General features: G+C 71.7%; 26 protein-coding genes. 16 read left to right on the forward strand and 10 right to left on the reverse strand.

Going from position 1 to position 26468, the window contains the following annotated elements:
- The first annotated feature begins 98 nt into the window (after nucleotides 1-98).
- From ACFU5F_RS25665 to ACFU5F_RS25680, 4 genes are all read left to right on the forward strand, one after another.
- Nucleotides 99-569 (forward strand): winged helix-turn-helix transcriptional regulator, encoded by a 471-nt coding sequence (locus ACFU5F_RS25665; RefSeq protein ID WP_383891599.1) that lies wholly within the window; start codon nucleotides 99-101, stop codon nucleotides 567-569.
- Nucleotides 570-789: 220 nt separating this feature from the next.
- Entirely contained in the window at nucleotides 790-1068 is a 279-nt protein-coding gene (locus tag ACFU5F_RS25670; RefSeq protein WP_383891602.1) for a hypothetical protein, read from the forward strand.
- A 208-nt stretch (nucleotides 1069-1276) separates the two neighbouring features.
- Nucleotides 1277-2617, forward strand: a complete 1341-nt coding sequence (locus tag ACFU5F_RS25675) for a radical SAM protein (RefSeq protein ID WP_383891604.1) — start codon at nucleotides 1277-1279, stop codon at nucleotides 2615-2617.
- A complete protein-coding gene (locus tag ACFU5F_RS25680; RefSeq protein WP_383891606.1) occupies nucleotides 2614-3630 on the forward strand; it encodes an aminotransferase class I/II-fold pyridoxal phosphate-dependent enzyme in 1017 nt (338 codons plus the stop codon). The genes ACFU5F_RS25675 and ACFU5F_RS25680 overlap by 4 nt, the downstream gene beginning before the upstream one ends.
- Here the strand turns inward: ACFU5F_RS25680 and ACFU5F_RS25685 are convergent.
- Both ACFU5F_RS25685 and ACFU5F_RS25690 read right to left on the reverse strand, forming a co-directional pair.
- The gene (locus ACFU5F_RS25685) at nucleotides 3542-4081 is read right to left on the reverse strand and encodes an ATP-binding protein (RefSeq protein WP_383891609.1); all 540 of its coding nucleotides are present in this window, start codon (nucleotides 4079-4081) and stop codon (nucleotides 3542-3544) included. The two genes, ACFU5F_RS25680 and ACFU5F_RS25685, sit on opposite strands and share 89 nt — an antisense overlap.
- Before the next feature lie 40 nt (nucleotides 4082-4121).
- Nucleotides 4122-5261: an acyl-CoA dehydrogenase family protein gene (locus tag ACFU5F_RS25690; RefSeq protein ID WP_383891612.1), complete on the reverse strand. Its 1140-nt coding sequence runs from the start codon at nucleotides 5259-5261 to the stop codon at nucleotides 4122-4124.
- An 80-nt stretch (nucleotides 5262-5341) separates the two neighbouring features.
- On the opposite strand from ACFU5F_RS25690, the gene ACFU5F_RS25695 reads away from it, so the two are divergent.
- Nucleotides 5342-5944: a TetR/AcrR family transcriptional regulator gene (locus tag ACFU5F_RS25695; RefSeq protein WP_383891615.1), complete on the forward strand. Its 603-nt coding sequence runs from the start codon at nucleotides 5342-5344 to the stop codon at nucleotides 5942-5944.
- Between the two features lie 53 nt (nucleotides 5945-5997).
- On the opposite strand, the gene ACFU5F_RS25700 is transcribed toward ACFU5F_RS25695, so the two are convergent.
- Both ACFU5F_RS25700 and ACFU5F_RS25705 read right to left on the reverse strand, forming a co-directional pair.
- A complete protein-coding gene (locus ACFU5F_RS25700; protein WP_383891618.1) occupies nucleotides 5998-6678 on the reverse strand; it encodes a response regulator transcription factor in 681 nt (226 codons plus the stop codon).
- Nucleotides 6675-7931 (reverse strand): sensor histidine kinase, encoded by a 1257-nt coding sequence (locus ACFU5F_RS25705; RefSeq protein ID WP_383891620.1) that lies wholly within the window; start codon nucleotides 7929-7931, stop codon nucleotides 6675-6677. The genes ACFU5F_RS25700 and ACFU5F_RS25705 overlap by 4 nt, the downstream gene beginning before the upstream one ends.
- Before the next feature lie 125 nt (nucleotides 7932-8056).
- On the opposite strand from ACFU5F_RS25705, the gene ACFU5F_RS25710 reads away from it, so the two are divergent.
- The 4 genes from ACFU5F_RS25710 to ACFU5F_RS25725 all read left to right on the forward strand — a co-directional run bounded on the left by ACFU5F_RS25710 (nucleotide 8057) and on the right by ACFU5F_RS25725 (nucleotide 12226).
- The gene (locus ACFU5F_RS25710) at nucleotides 8057-9004 is read left to right on the forward strand and encodes an ABC transporter ATP-binding protein (protein WP_383891623.1); all 948 of its coding nucleotides are present in this window, start codon (nucleotides 8057-8059) and stop codon (nucleotides 9002-9004) included.
- On the forward strand, nucleotides 9001-10563 hold the full coding sequence (locus ACFU5F_RS25715) for an ABC transporter permease subunit (RefSeq protein WP_383891626.1): 1563 nt from the start codon (nucleotides 9001-9003) through the stop codon (nucleotides 10561-10563). The genes ACFU5F_RS25710 and ACFU5F_RS25715 overlap by 4 nt, the downstream gene beginning before the upstream one ends.
- Nucleotides 10564-10670: 107 nt before the next feature.
- Nucleotides 10671-11396, forward strand: coding sequence for an ABC transporter permease (locus ACFU5F_RS25720; protein ID WP_383891629.1), 726 nt, complete (start codon nucleotides 10671-10673; stop codon nucleotides 11394-11396).
- 71 nt (nucleotides 11397-11467) lie between these two features.
- On the forward strand, nucleotides 11468-12226 hold the full coding sequence (locus ACFU5F_RS25725; protein ID WP_383891631.1) for a hypothetical protein: 759 nt from the start codon (nucleotides 11468-11470) through the stop codon (nucleotides 12224-12226).
- A gap of 89 nt (nucleotides 12227-12315) precedes the next feature.
- Here the strand turns inward: ACFU5F_RS25725 and ACFU5F_RS25730 are convergent, their stop codons facing one another.
- The gene (locus ACFU5F_RS25730; protein ID WP_383891633.1) at nucleotides 12316-12699 is read right to left on the reverse strand and encodes a hypothetical protein; all 384 of its coding nucleotides are present in this window, start codon (nucleotides 12697-12699) and stop codon (nucleotides 12316-12318) included.
- Between the two features lie 493 nt (nucleotides 12700-13192).
- Here ACFU5F_RS25730 and ACFU5F_RS25735 point away from each other — a divergent pair, with 493 nt between their 5' ends.
- From ACFU5F_RS25735 to ACFU5F_RS25760, 6 genes are all read left to right on the forward strand, one after another.
- Nucleotides 13193-13405 (forward strand): hypothetical protein, encoded by a 213-nt coding sequence (locus tag ACFU5F_RS25735; protein WP_383891635.1) that lies wholly within the window; start codon nucleotides 13193-13195, stop codon nucleotides 13403-13405.
- 1 nt (nucleotide 13406) lies between these two features.
- A complete protein-coding gene (locus ACFU5F_RS25740; protein WP_383891638.1) occupies nucleotides 13407-14663 on the forward strand; it encodes a S1 RNA-binding domain-containing protein in 1257 nt (418 codons plus the stop codon).
- A gap of 716 nt (nucleotides 14664-15379) precedes the next feature.
- The gene (lanKC, locus tag ACFU5F_RS25745; protein ID WP_383891641.1) at nucleotides 15380-18058 is read left to right on the forward strand and encodes a class III lanthionine synthetase LanKC; all 2679 of its coding nucleotides are present in this window, start codon (nucleotides 15380-15382) and stop codon (nucleotides 18056-18058) included.
- A gap of 116 nt (nucleotides 18059-18174) precedes the next feature.
- Nucleotides 18175-18300 carry a SapB/AmfS family lanthipeptide gene (locus ACFU5F_RS25750; protein WP_383891644.1) on the forward strand — a complete coding sequence of 42 codons (126 nt, stop codon included), beginning with the start codon at nucleotides 18175-18177 and terminating at the stop codon, nucleotides 18298-18300.
- Nucleotides 18301-18443: 143 nt separating this feature from the next.
- On the forward strand, nucleotides 18444-20222 hold the full coding sequence (locus ACFU5F_RS25755) for an ATP-binding cassette domain-containing protein (protein WP_383891647.1): 1779 nt from the start codon (nucleotides 18444-18446) through the stop codon (nucleotides 20220-20222).
- Between the two features lies 1 nt (nucleotide 20223).
- A complete protein-coding gene (locus ACFU5F_RS25760; protein WP_383891650.1) occupies nucleotides 20224-22170 on the forward strand; it encodes an ATP-binding cassette domain-containing protein in 1947 nt (648 codons plus the stop codon).
- On the opposite strand, the gene ACFU5F_RS25765 is transcribed toward ACFU5F_RS25760, so the two are convergent.
- The 4 genes from ACFU5F_RS25765 to ACFU5F_RS25780 form a co-directional block, all read right to left on the reverse strand.
- The gene (locus tag ACFU5F_RS25765) at nucleotides 22106-22795 is read right to left on the reverse strand and encodes an SDR family oxidoreductase (protein ID WP_383891653.1); all 690 of its coding nucleotides are present in this window, start codon (nucleotides 22793-22795) and stop codon (nucleotides 22106-22108) included. The genes ACFU5F_RS25760 and ACFU5F_RS25765 overlap by 65 nt on opposite strands.
- Nucleotides 22796-22910: 115 nt before the next feature.
- On the reverse strand, nucleotides 22911-23351 hold the full coding sequence (locus tag ACFU5F_RS25770; RefSeq protein ID WP_383891656.1) for a VOC family protein: 441 nt from the start codon (nucleotides 23349-23351) through the stop codon (nucleotides 22911-22913).
- Between the two features lie 43 nt (nucleotides 23352-23394).
- Nucleotides 23395-24225, reverse strand: a complete 831-nt coding sequence (locus ACFU5F_RS25775) for a transglutaminase domain-containing protein (RefSeq protein ID WP_383891659.1) — start codon at nucleotides 24223-24225, stop codon at nucleotides 23395-23397.
- A 120-nt stretch (nucleotides 24226-24345) separates the two neighbouring features.
- A complete protein-coding gene (locus tag ACFU5F_RS25780; RefSeq protein WP_383891662.1) occupies nucleotides 24346-24768 on the reverse strand; it encodes a carbonic anhydrase in 423 nt (140 codons plus the stop codon).
- On the opposite strand from ACFU5F_RS25780, the gene ACFU5F_RS25785 reads away from it, so the two are divergent.
- The gene (locus tag ACFU5F_RS25785; protein WP_383891665.1) at nucleotides 24755-25087 is read left to right on the forward strand and encodes a hypothetical protein; all 333 of its coding nucleotides are present in this window, start codon (nucleotides 24755-24757) and stop codon (nucleotides 25085-25087) included. The two genes, ACFU5F_RS25780 and ACFU5F_RS25785, sit on opposite strands and share 14 nt — an antisense overlap.
- A gap of 109 nt (nucleotides 25088-25196) precedes the next feature.
- Here ACFU5F_RS25785 and ACFU5F_RS25790 read toward each other — a convergent pair whose 3' ends face one another.
- Nucleotides 25197-25958: a beta-glucanase gene (locus ACFU5F_RS25790; RefSeq protein WP_383891668.1), complete on the reverse strand. Its 762-nt coding sequence runs from the start codon at nucleotides 25956-25958 to the stop codon at nucleotides 25197-25199.
- Between the last annotated feature and the right edge of the window lie 510 nt (nucleotides 25959-26468).

A 26468-nucleotide genomic window follows, 5' to 3' on the forward strand; every position in this document is an offset into this window, starting at 1 on the left:
CCTCCAGCTGTGCCACTCCCACCTGACTTCGGAGATCGAAGTTAGCCGCGCCACCCTCTGACTGTCAATGACGAAGTCAGAGTCCCTACCATGGCGGCATGGAGTGGCTTGAGGTGAGCACGGACAACTGCCCCGTGCAGCGCACGCTCGACGTCGTCGGCGAGAAGTGGAGCCTGCTGATCCTGCGGGACGCCACCAACGGTGTACGCAGGTTCGACGACTTCCGCCGCCACATGGGGCTGTCGGAGGCGGTCCTGAGCGACAGGCTCCGGAAACTGACAGCGGCAGGCATCCTCACCACCGTTCCCTACCAGGAGCCCGGCAGCCGCGCCCGCAACGAGTACCGGCTCACGCGCAAGGGATGGGATCTGTGGCCGGTCCTGATCGCTCTGCGCCAGTGGGGGGAGACGCATGCCGCCGACCCGGCGGGTCCGGTCCTCGATCTGCGGCATTCCGACTGCGGGGCACCCGTCCGGGTGGTGGTCGAGTGCGCCACCGAACACACCGTGCTGACCCCCCGGGACGTCACGGCCCGGCCGGGTCCGGGGGCGCACCGGCGGAGCGGTTGAGCGTCGGCCTCTCCTCTGTCCGCTGCCTTGTCCGCAGGGTGAGGCAGTGCTGATCGACGACTGGCCGATGGCCGTGGCAGTGAACGCGGAGCCGTTCATGTCGCTGGAGATCGCCCGCACAAGCGTCTCCCTCTCCGGCTTCTGAAGGCGCTGCGGTCCGCACCTATCACCGTGGCCGCCCTGCCCGCCGGCAGGGCGTTCACGGCGTCCGACAACCGGGTTGTGGTGCGGTCCTGACGGCGGCGGTGTCGGAGGTGGCGTTGCGGTCCACCTGGCCGACACCCACGGGGAGACGCTGCACCCGCCGCCGCTGGAGGCCGGGTCCTACGCCGTCGACCCCGTGCCGTACGGGCCACCGTGGCGGCAGTGGGACGAGGTCAGGCCGCACGAGGCCGCGGAGCAGGGGCGCTTCCCGCCGTTCGGCTCACTGTCCGACGGACCGTCAGGCACCGTCCTCCTCGCGCCCGGCGACCTGCGACCTGCGACCTGTGACCTGTGACCTGTGACCTGTGACCTGTGAGCGAGGATGGTGAGCCGCCGGAGGTGGGCGCCGTCGTCAATGACCGGCTGTGCCTGCCACAGACCGAGGCCGGCCTGGGATCGCGTCAGGGCGGGGCCTGCCGTGCACGGTGGTCCGGGCCGAAGCAGCAGGATCCGCCTGCAGTTCACCCCCTGTCGTCCGGTGTCCGTTCATGCATGATGACGGAATGAGCCACAGTGACCAGCGCTTCCACGTCATCCTGCTGTCGAACTTCGCGAAGGGCTTCGACAAGTACGCGTACGCCTACGGCAAGGCGGGGATCCCGGAGAGTACCTATCCCGACCGGTTCCATCTGCTGACCCGGGCGGAGTTGGGGATCGGCGTCGGCAAGGCGAGACGGCTGCTGGACCGTCTGGCCGTCCCGGGCGACCGGCTGCTGGTGCTGGAGACCACGGTGGACCCCGACGAGCTGATGCCCAACGCGTTGACCGGCCTCGGCATGGAACTGCACCAGGCCCTCATACGGTTGTCCGCAGTGCACGAACTCGACCAAGCGGACGACGAGTTCACTCTGCGCCCGACCACCGTCGAGGACGCGATGGCGGCCTCCCTGCGCCTGCACCCCTCGGCACAGCGTCGCTACGCCGAGACGCGACCGCGCTCGGTGTCGGTTCTGCCGGTCGCCTCCGCCTGCCAAGCCCGGTGTTCCTTCTGCTTCTCCTCGGCTTCGATATCCAGCGACCAGGCGCCGGCACGGGTTCCGTGGGACGCGGTCGGCCACTGGCTGGAGCGCGCCCGTGCGGCGGGGGCCGAGCGTGCGGTGATCACCGGCGGCGGGGAACCCACGCTCATACCGTTCGACCAGCAGCTGCGCCTGGTGTCGGCCTGTTCGGCGGCCTTCCCGAAAGTCGTCATGATCACCAACGCGCACACGCTGGCGAAGGGCGGGCACGCCGACCGGACCGACCGTCTCGCGGCGCTGAGCGACGCGGGCCTGAGTGTGCTGGCGGTCTCCCGGCACCACCAGGACGACGCCGTCAGCGAGCGGCTGATGATGCTGCGCACCCCGGTGAGCTCGGTCGTCGACACCTGGCGCATGGACCGTGACCGCTGGCCGGGGCTGCGGATGAGGCTGATCTGCGTGCTCCAGCACGGCGGCGTCGCAGACGCGGCCGGTATCGCAGGCTACCTGTCGTGGGCCGCGGCTCTCGGTGTCGAGGAAGTCTGCTTCAAAGAGCTCTACGTGTCCACGAGCACCGAGTCGCTCTACTTCGACCGCGCCGCGAACGTCTGGAGCCGGCAGCACCAGGTGTCGCTGTCCATCGTCACCCGGTTCGCCGAGCGGCACGGCTTCGCGCCGACGAGTCGCCTGCCCTGGGGCGCGCCGGTCTACGACGGCACCTGGGACGGGCGGCCGATACGGATCGCCGCGTACACCGAGCCCAGCCTGCTCTGGGAACGCACCAACGGCATGGCCCGCAGCTGGAACGTCATGGCCGACGGCCGCTGCTACGCATCCCTGGAGGACCGGGCCAGCGAGATCGTGCCGGAAGGTGCGACGGCATGAGGTTCCAGGAGTTCCAGGAGTTCCGGCAGCGACAGCTCAGCGCTTCCCCCTCGCTCCTGGACACCTCCGAGACCAACGTGTACGGGGCGCTCGCGCCCCTGCGGCCGCAACCGCCCACCGACGTGCGTACGGTGCACCGGTGCGATCTCGCCCGTGCCTGGCTGCGGCGCTTCGCACTGCCGGAAGAGTGGTCCGGCCATGCCATGGTCTGCCGAGGGGTCCGTCACGGGCTCGGTGTGGTGTTCCACTGGCTGCACGCCGTGCAAGGGCGGTTGTGGCTGCCCAGTGACGTGTACCCGGTGTACTTCGAACTGGCTCGCGCCGCGGGCCTGGAGCCCGCCTCCTACCCGACGTTGCCGGCGCCGGCCCTGCCTGGGTCGCCGGCCGACCACCGGCCCGAGTACCTGCTGCTGGCCAACCCCAGCAAGCCGCTCGGCCGGTACCTGTCCGACGCCGAGTGCGCCGCGCTGGTGTCCTGGCTGCGGGAGTCACCGCACCGCCGCCTGCTGATCGACAGTGTCTACGACCTGGGAGCCCCGTTCGCGGCCGGGACCCAGAGTCTGCTGGACACCGGTCGTGCGGTCCTGCTGCATTCGGTCACCAAGGGATGGCTCTGGCCCCGCACGTTCGGGGTGGTCCTGCTGGGCCCGGCACACGCCGAACTGGCCGACGCGTTCCGGACGGATCCGCCGACATCGGCACAGCTGCAGCTCGCCGACCGTCTGCTGACCGAGCACGGTGACGTGCCCCGGCAGGTCGTGGCGGAACTGGCCGCACGGGCGGAGCGGCTGTTCGAACGATTGCCGCAGGACGTGCTCGGCGCGATCCCCACGGCGAGCCGGATCTGTCCCGGCAACTACTTCTTCCCGGTCGGCATCCCGGCGCGAACCCTCCAGCGGGAGTACGGCGTGCTCGCCATGCCGGTCAGGGTGTTCGGGGAGAACGACTGGTCCGGCTCCATCCTGACCAGCCTCGCCGACGCCTTCGGCCCGGCGCCGACCGGGGCACGCTGACAGCGTTGGTGGCGCCGACCCCGGCCTCCACACGCCGGGCCGGAGACGACCGGTGCGTCTGCCGGCGGTCGGCGAGGGCCGCGACGATCTGCAGCCCTCGGCCGTGCTCGTCAACATCTCCCGAGGCCGTGGCGCGGTGGCCGCGAGCCGGGCCGGAGTCGGTCACCTCGATGTCGATGACGCCGCCGTGCGACGCGAGCAGCACCGTGAGGTCCGCGTGCTCGTGCCGAGCGGAATCGGCGGCCATTTCACCGACGATCAGGAGCACCGAGTCCGTGCCGTCGCGGGATGTCGCCCACTGGCTCAGTGCGGCGGCGGGGAAGTGCCGGACGTCGGGTACCCGGCCCTCCGCCGCGGGAAGCGCGATGACGGAGGTGAGGTGCGCGGTCAGGCAGGGGCGGGAGGCGAGATCATGGCAGGTGCTTCCTCCGGGGGGGGATCCAGCACCCATCCGGGGCGACACCCATCCGGGGCGGCACCGTGACAGGGGTTCAGCGCGTCAGGCTGCGGCTGATGACCAGTCGTTGGATCTGGTTGGTGCCCTCGAATATCTGCATGATCTTCGCCTCTCGCATGTACCGCTCCACCGGGAAGTCCCGTGTGTAGCCGTAGCCGCCGAGCACCTGGACGGCGTCGGTGGTGACCTTCATGGCGGAGTCGGTGGCGATGAGCTTGGCGATGCTGGCCTGGCGTCCGAAGGGGAGGCCGGCGTCGCGGCGGCGCGCCGCGTCGAGATAGGTGGCGCGAGCGGAATCGACGGCGGCGGCCATGCCGGCCAGCAGGAATCCCAGGCCCTGGTGATCGATGATCTTCCGGCCGAACGTGGTGCGCTCGTTGGCATAGGAGATGGCCGCGTCCAGTGCGGCCTGTGCGAGGCCGGTGGCGCAGGCGGCGATTCCCAGGCGGCCGGAGTCGAGGGCGCTGAACGCGATCTGCAGGCCCTGCCCCTCGGCACCGATCAGCCGTTCGGTGTCCAGCAGCGCGCCGTCCCAGTGGGCGGAGGTGGTCGGGATGCCCTGGAGTCCCATCTTCCGCTCCGGCGCGCCGAAGGACAGGCCCTCGGCGGTGCCGGGCGCGAGGAAGCAGGCGATGCCGCCGCTGCCGGGTGCGACGCGGGCGAACAGCGCGTAGAAGTCGGCCTTGCCGCCGTGGGTGATCCAGGCCTTGGTGCCGGTGACGCGGTAGCCGGACCCGGTCCGCTCAGCCTTGCAGGCGAGGGCGGCCGCGTCGGAGCCGGCCTGTGGTTCGGAGAGGCTGTAGCCGCCGACCAGCTCGCCGCCCAGCATGTCCGGCAGCCAGCGCTGCTTCTGGGCGTCGGTGCCGAAGGCGTTGAGCGGGTGGCAGGCCAGGGTGTGGACGCTGGTGGCCACGGCGACGGCCGCCCACCGGGCCGCCAGTTCCTCCAGCACCTGCAGGTAGACCTCGTACGGCTGGGACCCGCCGCCGTACTCCTCCGGGTACGGCAGGCCGAGCAGCCCGGCCTTGCTCAGGATGGCGAACAGGCCCTCGGGGTACGCGGCGGCGTCCTCGTGCTGCTCGACCCGCGTGGCGAGTTCCCGGTCGGCGAGGTCGCGGACGAGCGCGATCAGATCTTCCGCTTCCTCGGTGGGCAGCATGCGGTCGACGGCCATGTCGCACTCCATACGGTACTGTGAGTGGTACTTCAGTACCGTATAGCGTAGCGCATGGGTCGTCCTGGGATACTGATCGAATGACGGAGACCTCAGCCGCGGGCACCCCCAAGCTGACCGGGCGCGGCGCGGCCCGTCGGTCGGAGCTGTTCGAGGACCTGGTGGCCCTGCTGATCGGCGAGGGCTTCGCCCAGTTCACGCTGGACGACCTCGCCGCCCGGCTGCACTGCTCCAAGCGCACCCTGTACGGACTGGCCGGCAGCAAGGAGCAGCTGGTCCGGACGGTCGTGGTGCACTTCTTCCGGGCCGCCACCGCGCGTGTGGAGGCCACGCTCGCGGCCGAGCCCGACCCCGCCGGCCGGCTGGCCGCCTACCTGGGGGCGGTCGCCGCCGAACTCGCGCCGGTCTCACCGCGTTTCTTCGACGACGTGGCCGCGTTCGAGCCCGCGGCCGAGGTGTACGAGCGCAACACCCGCGCCGCGGCGGGCCGGATTCAGCAGCTGATCGAGGAGGGTGTGGCGGCCGGCGTGTTCCGCGAGGTCCACGTGCCCTTCGCGGCCGAGGTCATCGCCTCGGTGATGGTCCGCATCCAGCAGCGCCAGGTGGTGGCCGCGACGGGTCTGGCCGACGCCGAGGCGTACGCCAACCTCGCCGATCTGCTCCTGCGCGGCCTCGCCCGCTGAGCCGGGAGGGCTGGGCGCCCCTGATGCTCGCCCGCCCACGGCCCCGTGGCTGTTCAGCCGGATGGTGGGACCGGTGGGTCGATGATCCGGTACCCCACGCCGGGTGTGGTGGCGATGACCGGGGGGTCGCCGAGTTTGCGGCGCAGGCGGCTGATGGTCACCGTGACGGTGTTGGTGAACGGGTCGGCGTGTTCGTCCCAGACCTGTTCGAGGAGGTTCTCCGCGCTGAGGAAGGCGGGGCTCGCGTTCAGCAGGGCTTCGAGCACCGCGAACTCCTTGACGGAGAGGTCGAGTCGGTGCCCGTCCCGGCCGGCGGTGCGCCGTATCGGGTCGAGTTCGATGCCCGCCGTGCTCAGAGTGCGGGACCGGGCCGCGGGGCGGCGGCGGGCCAGCGCGCGGATACGCAGGACGAGTTCGGGAAAGTGGAAGGGCTTGGCGAGGTAGTCGTCGGCGCCCAGCGTCAGCCCGCTGACGCGGTCGCCGGGTGAGCCTGCGGCGGTCAGCATCAGGACCATCGCGCGGCCGTCCTGATCGGTGATCATCTGACAGAGGGTGTCCCCGTGAATGCCGGGCAGGTCGCGGTCGAGCACGACGACGTCGTACGTGTTGAGGTCCAGTTTGGCCGCTGCGTCGAGCCCGTCATGGGAGACGTCCACGGCCATGCCCTGGTCACGCAGCCCCTCGGCGACGACCTCGGCGAGGGGGCGGGCGTCCTCGACCACCAGCACTCTCAACGCACCATGTCCATCTCTGTGTTGCGAGCCTCCGCCGTCGCCCCGGCGTTCGTGCCGGGGAGGGTGACGGTGACGCCCAGGCCGCCGTCGGGTCGAGCGCGCAGGTCCAGGGTGCCGTGGTGGGCCCGGGTGATGGCCTCGACGATGGAGAGACCGAGACCGCTGCCCCGGCCGGTTCCGGTCCGGTCCGCGCCGAGGCGGCGGAAGGGCTGCGCGAGTTCCGCCACCCGCCGCTGGTCGAGGGCCGGTCCACTGGACTCGACGACGAGCGACACCGCGCCTGTGTCGTCGTCCCCTTCTGCCCGTACCGCGACACTGATCCAGCCACCGGGGTCGTTGTGCGCGATCGCGTTGTCGATCACGTTGTCGGCCAGGCGGCGCAGCAGCATCCGACTGCCCCACACCCACGCGGGGTCGTCGCTCCGGTCTTCACGCACGGTCAGCCCCTTGGCCGCGATGTCCTTCGCCCGTCCGGTCACGGCGGCCAGCGCGAGCCGACCGACATCGAGCCGCTCCGAGTCGGTGAACTCGCCGTGCTGGGTGCGGGCGAGAACGAGGAAACTCTCCAGCAGCCGGTCCACCTGATCGAGTTCGGCACGCATCCGGGTCGCCAGCGTGGCCGTGGTCCCGGGGAGCGGGCCCGGCTTGGCGAGGGCCACGTCCAGAGATGCCCGCATCGTGGTGAGCGGTGTACGCAGCTCATGGGCGGCGTTCGCGACGAAAAGGCGCTGGGCGTCGAAGGAACCCTCCAGACGACCCAGAAGGTCGTCGATGGTGTCGGCGAGGTCCTTCACCTCGTCACCGGGGCCGCTGATGGCCAGGCGTTCGTGCAGGCTGTCGGCGGTGATCCTGCGGGTGGCCGCCGTCATCACGCGCAGGGGGCGCAGCACTCGTCCGGCGACGAACCAGCCGAGTCCGACCGAGATCACCGCCATGACCCCGAGGGCGATCGCGGAGCCGATGAGGATCTGCCGGAACTGGATGTCGTGCACCTGGGCCAGTTGCCGCTCCAGTGCGCTGATGCGCCCCTGGACCTCTGCCGTGGTGGCGGGCTGACCGGTGCCGCCGTCCGGGACGGTCCGGCTGGAGCGAGAGGCGCCGGATGCCACCACGGCCGCGATGACGAGCAGCGCCGTTCCCGACAGCATGAACAGAGCCACGTACAGGGCGGTGAAGCGGGTGCGGGCAGTGCCGCTGCGCAGGCCGAGCCGGGCGGTCAGGCCCGCGAGCCGTCCGGACGGACTCCATGTCATCCGCATCCTTCCCCTCCCGCCGTCGCTCCAGGACATGTACCGGACCAGGCTAAGCCGAGGCGCCTAACAGCGAGATGACAGCGGCCGTTCGGCCCCTGTGACCCGCTCCGGCACAGGGTGGGCCCATGAGCGATGAGAGTACGAGGGCCACGATCGAGGTCGTCGGTCTGCGCAAACGCTACGGACCACAACCGGCCCTGGACGGAATGACGTTCACCGTACGGCCCGGGCGGGTGACCGGCTTCGTCGGCCCGAACGGGGCCGGCAAGTCCACCACCATGCGCGTGATCCTGGGCCTCGACGCGGCCGAGGAGGGAACGGCCCTGGTGGGCGGAGTGCCGTATCGCAGCCTGCGTCGCCCCCTTCTGCGTCTGGGGGCACTTCTCGACGCCTCCGCCCTGCAGCCGAGCCGCACCGCCCGCAACCATCTGTTGTGGCTGGCCCACTCACAGGGCCTGCCGGCCCGGCGGGTGGACGAGGTCATCGAGCAGGCCGGACTGGGCCCCGCGGCCCGGCGCAGGGCCGGCGGCTTCTCACTGGGCATGCGTCAGCGCCTGGGGATCGCCGCGGCGCTGCTCGGCGACCCGCCGGCCGTCATGCTGGACGAGCCGTTCAACGGACTCGACCCCGACGGCATCGTGTGGATGCGCGGCTTCCTGTCGTCGCTGGCCCGGCAGGGCCGCGCCGTCCTGGTCTCCAGCCATCTGATGAGCGAGCTCGAGGACACCGCGGAGCATCTCGTGGTGATCGGCCGCGGCCGGGTGATCGCGGACACCGGCGTGGCCGAGCTGCTCGCCGAGGCGTCCGGCGACCGGGTCACCCTGCGGACCTCCGAGCCGCCGCGTGCCGCCCGGGTCCTGGGCGGCGCGGGCGCCACCGTCGTCGCCACCGGCCCCGGCACCCTGGGCGTCACGGGCCTGCCCGACGAGGAGATCGTCGCGCTGCTCGCCCGGAACGGGGTGCCGTTCTCCCAGGTGTCCACGCACCGGGCGACATTGGAGGAGGCCTACATGGAGCTCACCCGGGACGCGGTGGAGTACCGGGGCGTCCCGGCGGGCGAGGCCGCGCCATGACCGTCGCCCACCTCCCTCCCCCGCCCGTCGCCAGACGCGCTGAACGGGGTGGTTTCCGCAGGGCGTTGCACTCCGAGTGGACGAAGTTCCGTACGGTACGCGGCTGGGTCCTCGCCATGGCGGGGGCACTCCTGGTCACGATCGTCGTCGGCCTGCTCGGCACGGCCGCCCCCACCCCCGGCGGTCGCGGCGCGGACTCCGCCTCGTACCCGACGGGACCCGGCGGCGAGGCCGTCAACGACAGCTTCTTCTTCGTGCACAAGACGCTCACCGGGGACGGAACCCTCACCGTTCCCCTGTGGTCGCTCACGGGTGTGGCCGACACCGGGACCGGTCGGACCGTCCCCGGCGCCCAGCCCTGGGCGAAAGCCGGCATCATCGTGAAGGAGAGCCTCGCCCAGGGGTCACCGTACGCGGCGGTCCTGGCCACCGGCGACCATGGCGTGCGCATGCAGTATGACTACACGCATGACACGGCGGGCCCCTCCGGCCGGGTCTCCCTGGAGTCCCCGCGCTGGCTGCGCCTGGTCCGTTCCGGTGACCGTCTCACCGGTTACGCGTCCTCCGACGGCTCCCGCTGGACCGAGGTCGGCCGGGTTCGGCTCACAGGGCTGGCGCGGACCGTACAGGCCGGCCTCTTCGCGACGTCACCGGAGGCGATGCACCACACCGCGGCGGGCACGGGATTCAGCCCCGCCGTAGCCATCGGCACCTTCGGCCGTCCCGGCCTCACCGGCGGCTGGTCCGACGCGGCGTGGCGCGGCACGCAGGTGGGCGGCGACGCGGGCACGTCCGGCAGCTACACGAACACCACCGAGGGCGGATTCACCCGGCCCGACGGCGGCGGATTCACCGTGACGGGGGCAGGTGACATCGCACCGGTCGTCGGCGGGCCCGTCATGGGCAGCGGCTACTCCGTCGAGAACTTCCTCGTCGGCACCTTCGCCGGGCTCGTCGTGATGATCGCCGTGGGCACGGTGTTCGTCACCGGCGAGTACCGGAGCGGTCTGCTGCGTACGACGATGGCGGCAACTCTCTTTCGTGGCAGAGTGCTTGCCGCCAAGGCGCTGGTGGCCGGGGGTGTCATGTTCGCCGTCGGCCTGATCGCCGCCGCGATCACCGTTCCCGTCGGAACACGCGGCGCGCTCGGCAGGGGCTTCCATGTCTTCCCCGTCACGTCGGCGACCGAAGTGCGCGTCATGGTCGGCACCGGCCTGCTCTGCGCGGCCGCCGCCGTGCTCGCTCTCGGCGTCGGCACCCTGCTGCGGCGCAGCGGCACGGCGGCCGCCCTGGTCATCGCGTCGATCGTGCTGCCCTTCCTGCTCGCCGCCTCAGGAGTGCTGCCCCCGGGCGTCTCGGACTGGCTGCTGCGGGTGACACCGGCCGCGGGTTTCGCCGTCCAGCAGACCCTGCCGCGGTACGCGCAGGTGCTCAGCGTGTACGAGCCGTCGACCGGCTACTACCCGCTGACGCCGTGGGCCGGCCTCGCCGTGCTGTGCGGTTACGCCGCGCTCGCCTTCGGTCTGGCCGTGGTGCGGCTGCGCGGGAGGGACGTATGAGTCCCCAGCGTGGCCCACGACTCACAAGGGCAGCGGACAGCACGTGGCGCGGGGGCTTCGGTCGTGCCCTGCGTGCGGAATGGACGAAGCTGCGCACCGCGGGAGACATGGGCAGGCTGCTCCTCCTGGCCGTCGCGCTGACGGTGGCCGTCGGCTGTGGCACCGCCGAGGCGGTGAAATGCCCGGACGCGGGGTGCGGGAAGGACGCCGTCAGGCTCGCCCTGACCGGCGTCACCGTGGGGCAGGCGGTCGTCGCCGTCCTCGCGGTGCTGGCCGTCAGCGGTGAGTACGGCACCGGGATGATCCGCACCACGCTCACCGCCGTGCCGAACCGGATCACCGTCCTCACCGCCAAGGCGGCCGTCCTCGGCACGGTCGTCCTGGCCGCGGGAACAGTGGCCGTCCTGGCCTCGCTCCTTGGCAGCCGCTACCTCCTGCCCGGCAACGGGTTCACCGAGGCGCACGGCTACCCCCCGCTGTCCCTGGCGGACGGACCGACCCTGCGCGCGGCCGCCGGCTCGGTCATCTACCTCGTCCTCATCGCCCTGCTCGGCCTCGGCGTGGCGACAGCGGTACGCGAGGCGGCGACCGCCATCGGCATCGTGCTCGGACTGCTCTACCTCTTTCCGTTGGTCACCCAGGTGGTCAAGGACCCGGACTGGCAGCGCCACCTCCAGCAGATCGCACCCATGCCCGCCGGACTCGCGGTGCAAGCCACCGCCGATCTGAACGAGCTGCCCATCGGTCCTTGGGCCGGCCTGTGCGTCCTCGCCCTGTGGACCGCGACCGCGCTGCTCGTCGGCGGCTTGCTGCTGCGGGGGCGCGACGCGTAGGCGGGTCGAGCCGGTCGTGTGCACGGTGGCTTCGGACCCCCGGTTCGGTATGGACTCGTCACACTTCTCTGATGGACAGGGAAGGCGTGGAGGCCGCTCGGCGTTGGCTGGCTGATCAAGGTGTCAGCCAGGTCGGGGACGGGTGGGTGAGCGACGTACGGCCGGGTGAGTCGCTCACGGCCCACGAGGTGGCGCAGTCATGGGCCGGCGCCGTGTTCTGCGCAGACCTGGACGCAGCCGCCCAGGTGCGGTTGGCCTTCGGACTGCTGGACCTCCTCGACGCGTACTGGGTCACGTGCGAGATCCGGTTCGCGTACGGGAGTGCCGAGGGCCGACTGCCGGCCGACGTGCTGTGGGACGGCTACCGTCGGCGCCTGGAGGCGGACCGGGACTGCGAGGCCGTCACGTACTCGCTGTGGGTGGACTGGTTCGAGGACCGGGCCACTGCCGCTACGGCCTTCGCGGAGGTTCTCGGCAATGACATCGACCGAGTGGTGAGGGAGCGATCGGCACACCTGCTGCGCCGTGCCCGTCGGGTTCTGGAGTGTTCGGGCCCGGTGCGCTGGGCGGTGAAGGAGCCGACGTACCGCACCGCCGCGCGGCTTCCCGCCCTGCACTCCTGCCTTTTCCGCGCTCTGCGGGCGGGCTTCCACGACGTCAACGGCGACCTGGAGCCGGCTGCCGCGCTGGCCCTCCTCGACCGGCTGGATCTCCCCGCCGACACCCAGCACCTCGCCGAACTGCGCCACGTACTCGCCGCAGGACACAGGAACCACTACCTCAGTCCCCGGGCCTGGGACGATGCGGTCGGCTCCGGTCCCCACGGTTGAACAGGGCGCGCGCCGCCGTCAGGGCTGCGCGCCTGCTCGCCGCGCCTACGGGCTGGGTCGGCTCCTCCACGAAGGAAGTGTGCTGCCGGTCACGAGCGCGCGGGGTCACCGCTACCCGCCTCATCGCCCACGGCACTGCCCAGGCCACGCTGCGCAGCCCAGGCGTACAACGCGGCCTCGGCGTCCTCGCGGGAGAGCGGGCCGCGGTCGAGGTGGAGTTGCTGGAGAGCGCGGACGGCCGCCCCTAACGTCCGGCCCTGAGGAATGCCGAGCAGCGCGATGATGTCCTTGCCGTCGAGTGCCACGGGAACACCAGGCAGCCGCTGATGGACGGCTCGCTCGGCCGCGGCACGTTCCACGCGATCCCGCTCGGCCCGCTCTCTCGCGTACCACTCGTCGTAGTCGGCCAGGTCGCATGCCTGCAGAGCGGCCTCCCGCCAGTCCTCCTCGTCCCGTCCCTGACCGAGACCCACTTCCGCGAACAGATCGCGATGGTCCTGCGCGCCGGGGCCGGCCCCACGACGCCGAGCCGGGCCGGCGCCGCGTTGATGGGCCAGTCCTCCCGAGGACCGTCGAACTCCGAGGTGTGCACCGGGCCCCAGTCCAGGAGGCCGGCCTGCCACAGGGAGGCGGTCTGATGCCCGTCGCCGGCCCAGAAGTCCGCTTCCACATGGGCGACCGGACCGCCCTGTGAGAGGTTGCTCAGTGTGCGCGGCAGGTCACCGTCGAGCGCGTCCGGCAGCACCAGCAGCCCCATGCGCTGTGCGAGCGGGGCGACCACCACCCATGGCGCCCCTGACGCCCAGCTTCGCAGGCGGTCGAAGTAGCTGAGGGCGGCGTCGAGTCGGTACGACATCCGCGCACGGCAGCCGCGTTCACGTGGCGATGGCCACTGGTGAAGTGGGTCAGAGCCTGACGTCTGTGCGGACGCGCGGGGTGAGGGGGCGCCGTCCGTACACTCGGTCCGTGAACAAGCCCATCGGCCCTGCCCGTTGTCCGCTCGATGAGCAGCACCTCGCAGGTGAAGCCACGACCGTGACGAAGGCCAAGGGGCGCCGCAGCGGCGAGCCGGCCATCGCGGACCTCAGCGCGCTCCTCGCCCTCGACCGAGCCACGATCCGCCGTGTGCTGGAACGCCCCCAGGACTCCATGGCTCTGTCGACATCCGGCGGGCAGTGAGGTGTCCGAGGCGCTCCCTTTCGTCTGTCGGATCACCAAGTACGATCCCGCCGACCGTGATGAACACGGCAGCTACATCGGCACCGCCGAGCCTGTCAGCGATCACGGGCCGGTCGAATCGGCGTACCTGCGGGCGGTGGCCGCATGTGCCGAGCACGTCGGTATCGACCGCTTGGCTGTCCGCGAGCCGCAGATCGCACCCGCCGGTGTCGACTTCGGCGCGGAGCCGGCCATCGAGGGGCACGGGTTGACCGGGCTCTACCCGCCCGACCTGACGGGCTTGCATGACGGGGCGCAGGTCTCGCTCGCCGTCGGTCTGGAACTGGTCCGGGCGATGCTCCGCAGCAACGGCGTCTGGTGCCGCCTGGAAGTGGAAGGCAGGTTCACCATCCACGTCGGATGGGACCAGTACGTGTACATCGGCAGCAGCGAGCCCTACGAGGAAGCGTTGGCCCACACCCGCGCGCTCGGTCTGTTCCCCGAGCGCCTGGACGCGTCGCCCTACGACCCCGACTACGACGAACCGGGCGAACAGCGGCCCGCCGACGACGTCTTCTGGGCTCGGCTGCGCTGGTGCGTGGCGGAGCGCCGGGCAGCGATCCTGGAGGAGGTCCACGTCGACAATGCCACTCGCTGGCACCGGCTCACCGACGACACCCTCGACGGAGTCCGCGCTCGGCTGACCCCCCGCGCTCGGCTGGCCGTCTGGCCGGACCTGTCCACCGACGTCGCCGCTGTTCTCGCGAGCCTCCCCGAAGAGGGCTCGGTCGAGCTCGTCCTGGAGGACGCGGATGGTCGGATCACGAGCGTCATCGCCGACGAGACCCGGTTCGCGGAGCTGGCGGCGCGATCCGCTGGAGCCCGCGCCGCGGCCGCCCTGTCCATGTACACCGACGATCGCCGTCCCCTGTTCACCGCCGTCCTGCCCGACGACGACGGCGTCCTGCGCGCCCGTTGGAGGACCGAGCCGACCCCGAGCGACCTCCGATGGACCATCCTCAAGACTCTGTACCGAGGCAAGGTCGTCACCGGGACGGTGACCGAGATCGCCGATGCCGGTGTCACCTCGGTGGACATCGGCGGCCTCACCGCGATGATCGACCTTCCCGAACTGTCCTGGCGGCACGTCGACCACCCCTCCGACGTTGTGACCGTCGGTCAGGAGGTCACCGCCGAGATCTTCGACGTCGACATGGTCCGGGAGCGGGTCCGGCTGTCGCTCAAGGCCCTCCGGCCGGGGGCTGCGTCCGGCGGGTGATGGGGCCCCCTCGTGCGTCATGGCCGTGTGCGCCGGTGTGGAGTGCGTCCCGCTACGGCGGCGCAGGATCGGCCGGCGCCGGCACGACAACCTCGCGCTCGAAGTGGCCTTCTTCGCCGCGCTGCTGCCACTGTGCCTGCTGACCTGCCGATGTGTCGAAGCTCCGACCCAGAGGTGGGGGCGTGGATGGGCGCACCGCGTGCGACGACGCTGACGCCCCGGCCTCGGGTCCGGCCACGTACGGGTCAACCACGGCGATGGCCTGTCATCACCACCCGGCGTCCGTCCCCCCGTCCCCCGGTGCGCGCCGACCGCCGGCGCGTACCTACGCCGTCCAAACACACCCATGCACGCGTCGCTGCCCGATCCGTGATGTGCCGGTAGGGGCTCGGGTCCCGTCGCCGTCGGCACCCCGCAACCGTCGAGCCCGGAATCCTGTGCCTTCGCAACGACACGAAGTGGGTTTGCCCCTGACAGAAGTCGAACGCATATGCGCGGTGCAAGTGAGAGGTGCGACGGCGAGGCGCCCAGGCTTCGCGCGCCCCGAGGTGCGCGCCGAATGCGCTCTGCCGACGGGGGCCGACGGTACCTTACCTTCACATCGCAGGACAAAAAGCAGTCACCCTATCATCAGCACACGAAGCGGGGTGGACTCACTGTTGGTACTGCATTCGTTCGGGAACAGCATTTAGCCGACTTGGGGGAGTTTTATGGATATGCGCTATGAAGCGTATTCGTACGCGGATGCGACGTTCTACGACTCGCCGGTCCGCTGGGCGACCTCGGACGAGTTCGCTGCGGTCGGTGAGCCCCTGCCCCCGGGCTGGAGCGGCTCCGCGAGAGAGGTGTGGGTGGGCCGCACGCCGGCCGGTGTCGAACTGCCCGACCAGGGCTGGAAGATCCACGTGTCCGCCTGTCTGGACAACGCCGAGCACATCCTCTCCGTGGTCAGTGCCTACTGCGTCGAGCACCGCATGGCCCACAAGTTCCTGCGCAGCCCCGCCCTGGTGCAGACGCAGAACGCCAAGTACGCCTCCCGTGGGTCCAGCGGCAAATTCATGACCCTCTACCCGGTCGACGAACCTCAGCTGGAACGTTCCCTCAACGACCTCGACGAGGCCCTCGCCGGCCAGCGGGGCCCGTACATCCTCAGCGATCTGAGATGGCGCAACGGGCCGTTGTACCTGCGGTACGGGGGCTTCACCGAACAGTTCTGCCGGTCGGAGACCGGGGAGCTCGTCCTGGCGCTGCGCGAGCCGTCGGGCCGGCTGCGCCCCGACGTACGGCGCGCCGTGTTCGAAGTGCCCGAGTGGGCCCCCGTCCCCGCCGTGCTGGCGAAGGCGCTCGCCGACCGGGCCTCGACGAGCATGGCCGACTTCCCCTACACCGTGGAAGGGGCCCTGCACTTCTCCAACGGCGGCGGCATCTACCTCGCGCGGCACGCCTCGGGCGGCGACCAGGTGGTCCTCAAGGAAGCCCGTCCGGACGCCGGCCTCGACCAGCGCGGCGACGACGCCGTCACCCGTCTCGGCAGAGAGCACGACATCCTGCGCCGCCTGGAGGGCGTGCCCTGCGTCCCCGCCGCCCTCGACCACCACACCGCGTGGGAACACCACTTCCTGGTGCAGGAGTACATATCCGGTGAGCCGCTGAACAGATGGTTCGGGCAGCGCTACCCCCTCATCCATCCGGATCCCTCTCCCGAGGCGATCGAGCGCTTCAGGGACGAGGCACTGGACGTCCTGGCGAAGATCGAGGCAGGACTGCGTGCCATCCATGCCCGCGGTGTCGTCTTCGGGGACCTCCACCCGCGCAACCTGATCGTGCGCCCCGACGGGCGAGTGTGTTTCGTGGACTTCGAACTGGCCTCGCCGGCCGACGAGTTCGTCAGACCCGGCCTGGGCGCCGCCGGTTTCGCGGCCCCCGCCGACCTCAAGGGCTACGCGATCGACCACCACGCTCTCGACGCCCTCCGCCTGTGGATCTTCATGCCGCTGACCCAGCTCACGGCGCTGGATCCGGACAAACGAGAACAGCTGACCAGAGCCGCCTCCAGACGCTTCGGACTGCCCTCGGCCACGGACACCGGCCGGCCCGCACCGCCGTCCTCGCTCTCCCCGTCCCCCACCCTGCCTTCCTCGCTCTCCCCACCCCCCTCCCCCACCCCCCTGCCGTCGGAGGCACACCCGGTCCACTCCGCACCCCCCGCACAGGCGAGAACGTCGGACTTCGACAGGCTGTCGGCGCTGTTCACCGGCGACCGTGCCCACTGGCCCGCGCTGCGGGACTCCCTCGCCGCGGCCGTCATGGCGAGCGCCACCCCAGAACGGATGGACCGTCTCTTTCCCGGGGATCCCAGCCAGTTCACCCACGACGGACTCGGCCTCGCCTACGGCGCGGCGGGCGTGCTGTGGGCCCTGCACTCCGTGGGAGCTCCCGTCGCTCCCGATCACGTCGAGTGGCTGCTGGAAGCCGTCGCACGCCGTCCCTGCCGGCCCGGTCTCTACACCGGCGCCCACGGCGTGGCCCTCACCCTGGACCGCCTCGGTCACGTCCGGCAGGCGCACAACCTGCTCGACCGGCTCCTCAAGGAACCGCTCGACGGTCAGGGCGGCGACCTCGCCGGAGGGCTCCCGGGGGTCGGACTGACGCTGCTGCACTTCGCCGGCACCACCTCCGACGCCTCGCTCCTGTCCGGTGCCGTGGACGTCGCCGACCGTCTCGCCGCCCGCCTCATGGACGAACCCGGCGGCCCCGCCTCCGGCCGACGTCCCGGGCTCCTGCACGGCCCCTCCGGTTCGGCCCTGCTCTTCCTGAGCCTGTACGACCGTACCGGCGACACGGGCCTGCTCGACCTGGCCGAACAGGCGCTGCGCCTGGACCTCTCCCGCTGCGTCGTCGGCGCGGACGGCACCCTCCAGGTCGACGAGGGCAGCCGGGTCCTGCCGTACCTGGAGTCGGGCAGCGCCGGCATCGCCGCCGTCCTGCAAGCGGTGCTGCGCCACCGCCCCGACCCCGGTCTGCGGCAGAGCCTGGAGCAGATACGGCTGGCCGCGGAGCCCGAGTTCATCGTCCAGCCCAGTCTGTTCAACGGACGGGCGGGACTGATCCTGCTGCTCCACCTGCTCCGGGACGACGCCCGCGACGACGATCCGCTGATCCGGCGGCACATCCGCCACCTCGTCTGGCACCTCATCCCCCACCAGGGGCACGCGGCCTTCCCCGGTGAGCAGCTGCTGCGTCTGTCGATGGACCTCGCCACCGGATCAGCGGGCATCCTGCTCGCCCTCGGATCGGCGCTGGCCGACGCCCCGGCGCTGCCCTTCTGGCCCGGCCGCCGAGCCAAGGCCCCCGCGCCCCTCGCGGCCCCGGCGTCGCCGGCGCCCGCCCCCTGAGACCGCCCCGCCGGTCCGGCCGCCGCACCCCTCGCGGCATCCCGCGGCGTCCGCCGCCGCGGCCCAGAGTTTCCGGCGATCGCCGGAAAGCACCAACCCAACCGAAGGAGACCACCATGTCCATCCTCGACCTGCAGGCCCTGGAGACCCCGGACGAGACCGTCGAGTACCTGTCGGTGCTCAGCTCCCTGTCGGTCGTCAACTGCACCAACAGCACCGTCAGCACGCTGCTGTGCCTCTGACGGCATCTCCCCGGGTCGTTCCCCCTCCCCACAAGGGGTGACCTGACCCGCTGAACAGAGCCGGCCCGGGCTGAGGGACAGCCCGGGCCGGCGTTCTCGTGCCGCCCCGACGACCGCCCGTCCACCGCCCCCAGGAGTCTCGCATGGGACAGGACCACCGACACCGGCCGCAGCGGGACGCAGCTTCCGATCGTACGGCCTGGGCCGTCTTCGCGTGCGGCCCCCGGACGCGGCCCGGCCGCCCGCCCGGCACCGCCCGACCGAGGGCACGGCCATGGGGGTGGGCCGCCCTCCTCGCCGTGGCGGTGGCGGCGAGTTCGGCCGCCGCACTGGCCCTGCCCGCCACCCTGGCCGCCGCCGTCGACCAGGCCCTGTCCGCGAGCGCCGGAGGATTCCTGCCCGTCGCCGCCGTCCTGGGGCTGCTCACGGGCGCCGAGGCCCTCGCGCAGTACGCCGGTCCCCGTACCACCGCCGAGGCGACCGCCCGGCTGCGTGCCGCACTGGTACGGCACGCCATGGCCCTCGGCCCCCATCCCTCCCGGCGGACCACGACCGGCGACCTCGTGGCCCGACTCACCGCGAGCGCCGCCGAAGCCGGGCTCAGCGTCCAGGCCGCCGTCTACGCCGTCGCCCAACTCGCCATGGCCGCGGGCTCCGTACTCGCCCTCGGACTGCTCGCCCCCGAACTCGCCGCCGCCTTCTTGATCACGGCGCCCGCGGGCTGGCTGCTGCTCCGCCGCCATCTGCGGCGCACCGTGCGCCGGGGCGAGGGCTACCAGAGCGCGCAGGCCGCCGTCGCCGGCCACCTGCTCAACGCGCTGGCCGGGCACCGCACCATCGCCGCCGCCGGAACCGTGGAGCGCGAGATCGAGCGGGTCCTGCGGCCGCTGCCCGAACTGGGCCGGCACGGACGCGCCCTGTGGGACAGTCAGCGCCGCGTGTCCTGGTCCACGGGACTGCTCGCCCCCGCGACCCAGATCACCGTCATCACCGTCGCCGGCTACGAACTGCTCGCCGGCACCCTCGGCCCTGGTGACCTGGTGGCCGCGCTCGGCTACGCCACTCTGGGGCTCGGCGGCTTCGGGACCGCCCAGAGCCTGCTGGACCTGGCCCGCGCCCGGGCCGGACACCAGCGCGTCCGGGAGGTACTCGCCCTCACCCCGCAACCGCCGGGTCTGCGCCCCCTGCCTCCCGGACCGGGACGCGTCGAACTGCGCGGCATCACCGTACGCACCCCGGACGGCGACACGGTCCTGGACGGACTGGACCTGGTCCTGCCCCCACGGCACAGCGTCGCACTCGTCGGACGCTCCGGTGCGGGCACATCCCTGCTGGCAGCCGTCGCGGGCGGTTTGCGGGCTCCGGAGCAGGGCCTGGTGCTCCTGGACGGCGTACCACTGGACGACGTCCGCCCCGCCGACCTGCGCGCCGCCGTCTCCTACGCGTTCTGCGACCCGGAGCTGACCGGCGGCACGATCATGGACGCCCTGAGCGCCGCCGCCGACCGCGTTCCGCCGGAGCGGGTCCACGCGGCCGCCCGGGCGGCGCAGGCCGACACCTTCGTACGTCGTCTCCCGTCCGGCTACGACACCCTCCTCACCGACGCGCCGCTCTCCGGCGGCCAGCGCCAACGCCTGGGCCTGGCCCGCGCCCTGGCCCGCGACAGCCGGCTGCTCGTCCTGGACGACGCCATGTCCAGCCTGGACTCCGCCGCGGAGGCCGCCGTACTGCGCGCCCTCGACGGCCCGTACGGCGACCGCACCCGGCTGGTCGTGACACGCCGGACGGCGGCGGCGGCCCGTGCCGACCTCGTGGCCTGGCTGCACGAGGGGCGCGTGGCGGCTCTCGCGCCCCATCACGAGCTGTGGCGGCTGCCCGCCTACCGCGGTCTGTTCGACAGCGCCGAGGACGTGGACGACTGACATGGGCCACCGACGCGCGGGCCGTCCCGCCCGCCCCACGAAGACGCCGCGCCCGTCCTCGGCGGACCGAGCCGCGGACGGGCCCGGAGCCGCCTCCTCCCTCATCACGGCCCACCGGGCCGCCGTGAGCCTGATCCGTGCGGCCCTGACGGCCAACCGTGGGGCCGCGCTCCGGCTGACCTGGTGGACACTCCTGTCGGCCGCCCCCGCCCTCGTCTGCGGCAAGGCCCTCGCCCTGGCCGTCGACCGGGGGTTCCTGCTGGACCGGCCCCGCACGGCGGCCCTCGGACTGGGCGTGTTCGCGCTGAGCGCCCTCGGCGGCGCGTGGGCCGGGCGGCAGAGCTATCCGTGGCTCGCCGAGATCGTCGAGCCGCTGCGCGACCGGCTGCTGCGGGACGTCGTCACCGGCACCCTCCGCCGCGCCGTCGCGCCCCGCGCCGCACCCGACGACAGCGCGGCCGTGGCGGTCGCGCGGCTCACCCGGCAGGTGGAGGCCGTACGCGACGCGCTGGCCGGTCAGTTGATGCTGCTGTGGCAGTTCGTCCTGACGGTCGCCGCCGTGATCGCGGGCACCGCCGTCCTCGCCCCCGCCGCCGTACCCCTGATCGCCGTTCCACTGCTGGCCGCGCTCGTCCTGTTCGCCGTCCTCGCCCCCGCCACCGTGCGCAGACAGCGCGCTGCCTTCGACGCCGAGGAGGCCCTCGCCGGCCGCACCGTCGCCACCTTCACCGCCGTGCGCGACATCGTCGCCTGCGGAGCCCAGGAGCACGCCCGGGACGAGACCCTCGCCGCCGTCGACAGGCACCTGCGCGCCTCGAACACCCTCGCCTCGGTGTCCGCGCTGCGGCGGCTCATCGTCGCCCTGGGAGCGCACAGTCCGCTGCTGCTCGTCGTCCTCGCCGCACCCGGCCTGCACGCCCGTGGCGTGAGCACCGGCGAGATCGTGGGGGTCCTCGCCTACGTCCTGGCCACCCTGGAACCCGCCGTCCGGCTGCTGGTACAGGGGCTCGGCGCGTCCTGGCTGCGGCTGGCCGTGGCCGCCGAACGGCTCGCCGAGGCGGCCCAGCATCCTCCGCCCGGCCCGACCCCGGTCCCCGCCCTGACCCCCTCGGACGGTACGGCGGCGTTGTCGGACATCGTCTTCGCCTACGGCCCCGGCGCCGAACCGGTCCTGGACGGGCTCGACCTCACCCTCACCGACGGCGAACACCTCGCGGTCGTCGGCCCCTCCGGGATCGGAAAGTCGACCCTGGCCGACGTCCTCGCCGGCATGCTCGCGCCCGACCGGGGACGGGTTGTCCTGGGCGGTGTGCCCCTGGAGTGCGTCGCCCGGGACGACCTGGCCCGCGCCCGCGTCCTGGCACCGCAGGACCCCTATGTCGTCACCGGCACCCTGCGCGAGAACCTCTGCTATCTCGCGCCGGACGCACCCGGTGCCGTCGTCGCCGCCGCCGTGACGGAGCTGGGCATGGAGGCGCTGACCGAACGGCTCGGAGGGCTGGACGGCCCGGTCGACCCCGCCGCGTTGTCCTCTGGGGAACGCGCGCTGGTGGCCCTGGCACGCGTCTACCTCTCCGCCGCCCGGCTCGTCATCCTCGACGAGGCCACCCGTCACCTGGACGCGACGGCCGAGCGGCGCGTGGAGGAGGCGTTCCGGCGTCGTCCCGGCACCGTCGTCACCGTCGCGCACCGCTTGTCCGTGGCCCGCCGCGCCGACCGGGTGCTGCTCCTGGACGGAACCCGCCCGGCGATCGGCACGCACGACACGCTGCTGGCCCGGTTTCCGCTCTACGCCGACCTGATGGGCCACTGGCACGCCGGTGCGTCCGGCACCGGGCGGCCCCCGTCGGGCCGCACCGGCTCCGGCCGCCCGGGGGACGGGCTCAGCACCCCGGGCGCAGCATCACATCGCTCATCGTCGCGTCCTGCGGCAGATCAAGCGCCATGACCAGGGCGGCCGCGACCGACGTCGCACGCATATGAGCCTGCGGCTCGTAGGGGAGACCGAACTGCTCGTGCAGTTTGACCTGCATGGGGGTGTCCGTCTCCCCGGGATACACGGTGGTGACCCGGACTCCGTGCCCGTACTCCTCGGCCCGCAACGACTCCGCGAGCGCCTTCAGACCGAACTTGGACGCCGCGTAGGCACTCAGTCGCGGCGGGGCGTGCACGCCGGCCCCCGAGTTGACGAACACGACGTGTCCTCCGCCCTCGCGCAGCGCCGGCAGGAGCACTCCCGTCAGCTCGGCCGGGGCGACGAGGTTCACCGCGAGCGTGTCCCGCCAGACCTCCGCGTCCAGCTCCTCCACCCGGCCCGACTCGATCACGCCGGCCACATGCACGAGCGAGTCCAGCCGTCCGGGCAGGGCAACGACCGCCAGCCGGGCCCGTATCGACCCCGGCGTGGACAGATCGGCCACCAGTGTCCGGCTCCCCGGAAAGCGGTCACGCAGCTCCCCCGCCCGCGCCTCGTCCCGCGCCAGCAGCCACAGTTCCTCTCCCCGCTCGGCGAACAGCTCCGCGACCGCCGCACCGATCCCCGAACCAGCGCCTGTGATGAAATGAACTCCCATGGAGTGATAGATACCCCATATCCGTATTCCACTCGCCGGGAGCAAGGGAGTTGCAGACCTCGCGGTGCCGTTCGACCGCAGGACGCCCGGCCCACGACGACAGCCGAGCCTCTCCTCAGCGCAGTTGCTCGGCCAGACCGACGATGATGCCTTCCGGTCCGCGGACGTAGCAGAGCAGGTAGCTGTCCTCGAACCGGGCGATCCCGCCGACGAGTTCGGCGCCGTGCGGGCGCAGGCGGGCCACCGTGTCCTCGATGTCGTCGACGGCGAACATGACGCGGTGGGTGCCCAGGATGTTGTGCGGCCGGTCGCGCGGTCCGGCGCCGGTCGCCGCGGGGCTGCGGTACTTCGCCAGTTCGAGCCGGCTGTGGCCGTCCGGGGCCCGGAGCATCGCGATGTCACAGCGCACGCCGTCGAGCCCGGTGCACTGGTCGGCGACGGGACCCTCGACCTGACCCCTGCCCTCCAGTTCCATACCGAGTTCCACGAAGAACGCGACGGCGGCATCCATGTCCTCGACGACGATGCCGACGTTGTCCATCCGCTGAATCGCCATGCTGCTCTCTCCTTGCTCCTCGTGCTGCCCGTCCCGGATCCGGTCAGCCGGCCATGTCGTGGGGTACCGCCAGGTCCGCTCGGGCGAACAGGCCGGTCAGGGCGAGCGGGTCGTCCCGGGAGCAGGCGTCGGCGACCTCGTCGATGAGCTGGTCGTAGTCGGGTCCCGTCCGTCCCTGGTAGGCATCGCCCATCCGGCCCCATTCGTCCCAGTTCAGCATCTCCCTCTTGCAGAGCGCCGCGAGATCACGGACCACGTTGCCGCTGATCTCGGCCGGTCCCCAGGCGAAATCGACACCGGCCACCCCGAACTTCTGCCCGTCGACCGATCCTTGACGATACTGAACCCATGCCTCGCCGCCGGTCAGGAACTCGCCCGCGGCGAGATCCTCGGGCCGCTCGACATACGACGACCCGAGGTGCTCGGTGTCGACGCGCACCCAGCGCCGCCGGTCAACGTCCCGGTACTCGGTGATCCAGTGGTCGACGCCGCAGCCGTCCAGGAAGTAGGTCCCGAAGCCGCACCGAGCCCGCGCGGGGATGCCCTTCGCCCGCAGGAACGCGCAGGCGAGGGTCGCGAAGTGCCGACAGGTCCCGATCACTCGCGTCTCGGGGGCGCGAGCCTGCCGCAACGGGGCCGGATCCAAGGCGATCAGAGTGGCGATCAGCTCACTGACCGACCGGATGTTCCTCTCCGCGAGCCGCGCCTCACCGACGCCGGACACCACGGCGTCCGCGGGCTGCACGACCAGGCCCTGCGCGACGGCGCAGATGCCGACAGGGTCGTCCGGCAGGCTCTCGACGAGCCGGAGCTGTGTCGCGTCCAGGGTGGTGAAGGGTCCGGGCTGGGAGTAGTCGAGCACATCGTCGGCCATGACCGGGCATGGTAGACGGCAGGTCCGACAGCCGGTCCAGGAAGGCCGGGGCGCCTCGCTCCGGTCCCGCTCTCCACAGGACCGCCGGCAGGCGGTGCCCCGTGGGCCGCGGGCCCCGCGTCAGGCGGACGGTGCTCCCGTGAGCGTCTCCATGCGGGCGGTGTCCACGCTCAGGTCACCCTTCTTCACCAAGGGGGCGAGGGCGGCGTTGGACCGCAGGTCGGCGGCGGTCCGGTTGGCGTGGGCGCGGATCATCCCGTCGACGGGTCGGCGTGCTTGGGCCTGGCGATGTCCTCGCAGGCCGGGCGCAGGGCCTCGACCGATCGACTGCAGGTTGCCCGGCAGGTTCTCACCGTCCTTGATCGCCTCGTACGCCGCCTTGATGGCACCGCACTTCTGGTGACCGAGTACGACGACGAGCGGGGAGCCGGCGGTGAGGGGCCCGTACTCGACGGAGCCGACGAAGTGCTGCAGCTGGCCCACGAACGGCCGGCTGCAGATCCCGGTGATCGACAACACGATCAGCCGCGTGCATCTGCTCAACCACCCCTCGGTGTCCCTCCCCTACACCGTCACCGACCAGATCAACGTCACCGTGGCGGCCACGGCACCGCACGCCAACGACTCCGTGGTGTGCGTCGAGGTCCAGGGCATGCCCCTGCGGGCTTCGGCCATGGTGTTCCAGAACGTCGACTACGACGCCGACCGGGCCGTCCTGCCGCTGGGCAGCCACACCTCCTCCCAACTGTCGGAGTATCTGATGGAACGACGCCGCGGCGGGCGCCTACCGTTTCGTAGGTGCCCGCCGCTGGAGTGCGTGGTGCCGCCGGGACTTCTCCGGTCAGGCGGCATCGGATACTGACGGGCTCCTGTCGTTTTCCCTTGATCACCCCTGGACGCATGTTTTTTGTGCGGCACCAGAAATGCATTTCCCCTCGTGCCCCCAGGAGACCGATCCGGAAATGCAGGGATCACGTTCCGCCACTGTCGTCCGCGTCTTCGGGATCGTCGGAAAGTTCCTCCAGAAGCCTGACCGGCCGCCGCACCACGAGGCTCTGGACCGTGTACGACATCTCCTTCACATGGGGAGCCGGCGGCGGATGATAACGACCCGCGCACACCGACAGGTTGACGATGAGATAGGCGTGCCAGGAACGCCCCACGCCGCGGCGGTCGGCGAAGACCCGAGTGCCGTTCACCCACCAGATCACGGACCGCACACCGAACTCGACGCGGAGGTCGACCCAGGCACCCGGACTGATGGCGGGATCACGGTAGTAGAGGTTGGCACCGCGAACGTGGTTGGTCAGCTCCAGGAGGTCGGGGTTGTCGGGGTGGTACTCGAAGACGTCGATCTCCTGGTCGCCGTCCCGCCAGGTCCAGATCGCCGGCCAGGCTCCGGCCTCGTACGGCAACCTGACCCGCGCCTCCAGCACGTCCCCCGCGCGGACGGTGAACGCCTCCTCGCTCTCCTCCGTGGTGAGCAGCCCCGCTTTCCACCGGCCGTCCCTGCGGCGGGTGGCGCGGAACGTACCCGAACGGCTGTAGGCGGGGTCGGCCGTCAGGTAGTCCAGCTTGTTGTCACCGGGGTTGACCGGTCCGCCGTTCGGATAGGCCCACGAACGCCCCGCCACCCATTGACGGGTGGACGCGAAGTCCGCCGTGAAGACGACCTCAAGTCCAGACAGGATCCCCTCTGCCGACGCTGTTCCGTCAGATGCGGCATTCTCCATGCACGAAGGCTGCTCCGCAGCCGACTTCGGCATGCGAATACCGGCGAACCCGCGACAAAGACAACTCGTACGGGCGAATGCGTCAAGCCGTATTCGCCCCCGTGGTCACTCCGGCGAATCCACCGTCGTTCACGATTCTCCCGTCCTGGCAGAAGGCAACTCCCCTGCCGGAAAAGGAAGAAGCCACCTCACCGGCCGGACACCCGCCGGGAGCGGGAGGCGGTCAGCGTCGGCCGCGGAGTTTGCCCAGCAGGCTCTTGGCCTGACTCCGACGGCGGGGGTCGGCAGCGGCCCGTCGCGCCTGCTCGGCCACCCGACGCCCCTGCGGGCTGCTTGCGAACTGCTTGATCCGTTCCATCATGCGCGGCATGCGACTCCGTCCCTCGGTAGCGGCAACTGTCTCCTGCGTCCCGGCTACCCCCTGTGGGCCGACTCAGCCCTCCCGGCGGCTGGAATGTGCGCTTCGTCCGACGGTGACACCCCGTCGTGTCGCTCGGGCGGCCACCTTCA

This window comes from Streptomyces sp. NPDC057438, assembly GCF_042802995.1.
GTDB lineage: Bacteria > Actinomycetota > Actinomycetes > Streptomycetales > Streptomycetaceae > Streptomyces.

Bases quoted from the DNA above. Each gene is read 5' to 3' on its own strand.
- ACFU5F_RS25665 (WP_383891599.1), top strand. From the start codon at position 99: ATGGAGTGGCTTGAGGTGAGCACGGACAACTGCCCCGTGCAGCGCACG.
- ACFU5F_RS25675 (WP_383891604.1), top strand. From the start codon at position 1,277: ATGAGCCACAGTGACCAGCGCTTCCACGTCATCCTGCTGTCGAACTTC.
- ACFU5F_RS25680 (WP_383891606.1), top strand. From the start codon at position 2,614: ATGAGGTTCCAGGAGTTCCAGGAGTTCCGGCAGCGACAGCTCAGCGCT.
- ACFU5F_RS25685 (WP_383891609.1), bottom strand. From the start codon at position 4,081: ATGGGTGCTGGATCCCCCCCCGGAGGAAGCACCTGCCATGATCTCGCC.
- ACFU5F_RS25690 (WP_383891612.1), bottom strand. From the start codon at position 5,261: ATGGCCGTCGACCGCATGCTGCCCACCGAGGAAGCGGAAGATCTGATC.
- ACFU5F_RS25695 (WP_383891615.1), top strand. From the start codon at position 5,342: ATGACGGAGACCTCAGCCGCGGGCACCCCCAAGCTGACCGGGCGCGGC.
- ACFU5F_RS25705 (WP_383891620.1), bottom strand. From the start codon at position 7,931: ATGACATGGAGTCCGTCCGGACGGCTCGCGGGCCTGACCGCCCGGCTC.
- ACFU5F_RS25710 (WP_383891623.1), top strand. From the start codon at position 8,057: ATGAGCGATGAGAGTACGAGGGCCACGATCGAGGTCGTCGGTCTGCGC.
- ACFU5F_RS25715 (WP_383891626.1), top strand. From the start codon at position 9,001: ATGACCGTCGCCCACCTCCCTCCCCCGCCCGTCGCCAGACGCGCTGAA.
- ACFU5F_RS25720 (WP_383891629.1), top strand. From the start codon at position 10,671: ATGGGCAGGCTGCTCCTCCTGGCCGTCGCGCTGACGGTGGCCGTCGGC.
- ACFU5F_RS25725 (WP_383891631.1), top strand. From the start codon at position 11,468: ATGGACAGGGAAGGCGTGGAGGCCGCTCGGCGTTGGCTGGCTGATCAA.
- lanKC (WP_383891641.1), top strand. From the start codon at position 15,380: ATGCGCTATGAAGCGTATTCGTACGCGGATGCGACGTTCTACGACTCG.
- ACFU5F_RS25750 (WP_383891644.1), top strand. From the start codon at position 18,175: ATGTCCATCCTCGACCTGCAGGCCCTGGAGACCCCGGACGAGACCGTC.
- ACFU5F_RS25755 (WP_383891647.1), top strand. From the start codon at position 18,444: ATGGGACAGGACCACCGACACCGGCCGCAGCGGGACGCAGCTTCCGAT.
- ACFU5F_RS25760 (WP_383891650.1), top strand. From the start codon at position 20,224: ATGGGCCACCGACGCGCGGGCCGTCCCGCCCGCCCCACGAAGACGCCG.
- ACFU5F_RS25765 (WP_383891653.1), bottom strand. From the start codon at position 22,795: ATGGGAGTTCATTTCATCACAGGCGCTGGTTCGGGGATCGGTGCGGCG.
- ACFU5F_RS25770 (WP_383891656.1), bottom strand. From the start codon at position 23,351: ATGGCGATTCAGCGGATGGACAACGTCGGCATCGTCGTCGAGGACATG.
- ACFU5F_RS25775 (WP_383891659.1), bottom strand. From the start codon at position 24,225: ATGGCCGACGATGTGCTCGACTACTCCCAGCCCGGACCCTTCACCACC.
- ACFU5F_RS25790 (WP_383891668.1), bottom strand. From the start codon at position 25,958: ATGGAGAATGCCGCATCTGACGGAACAGCGTCGGCAGAGGGGATCCTG.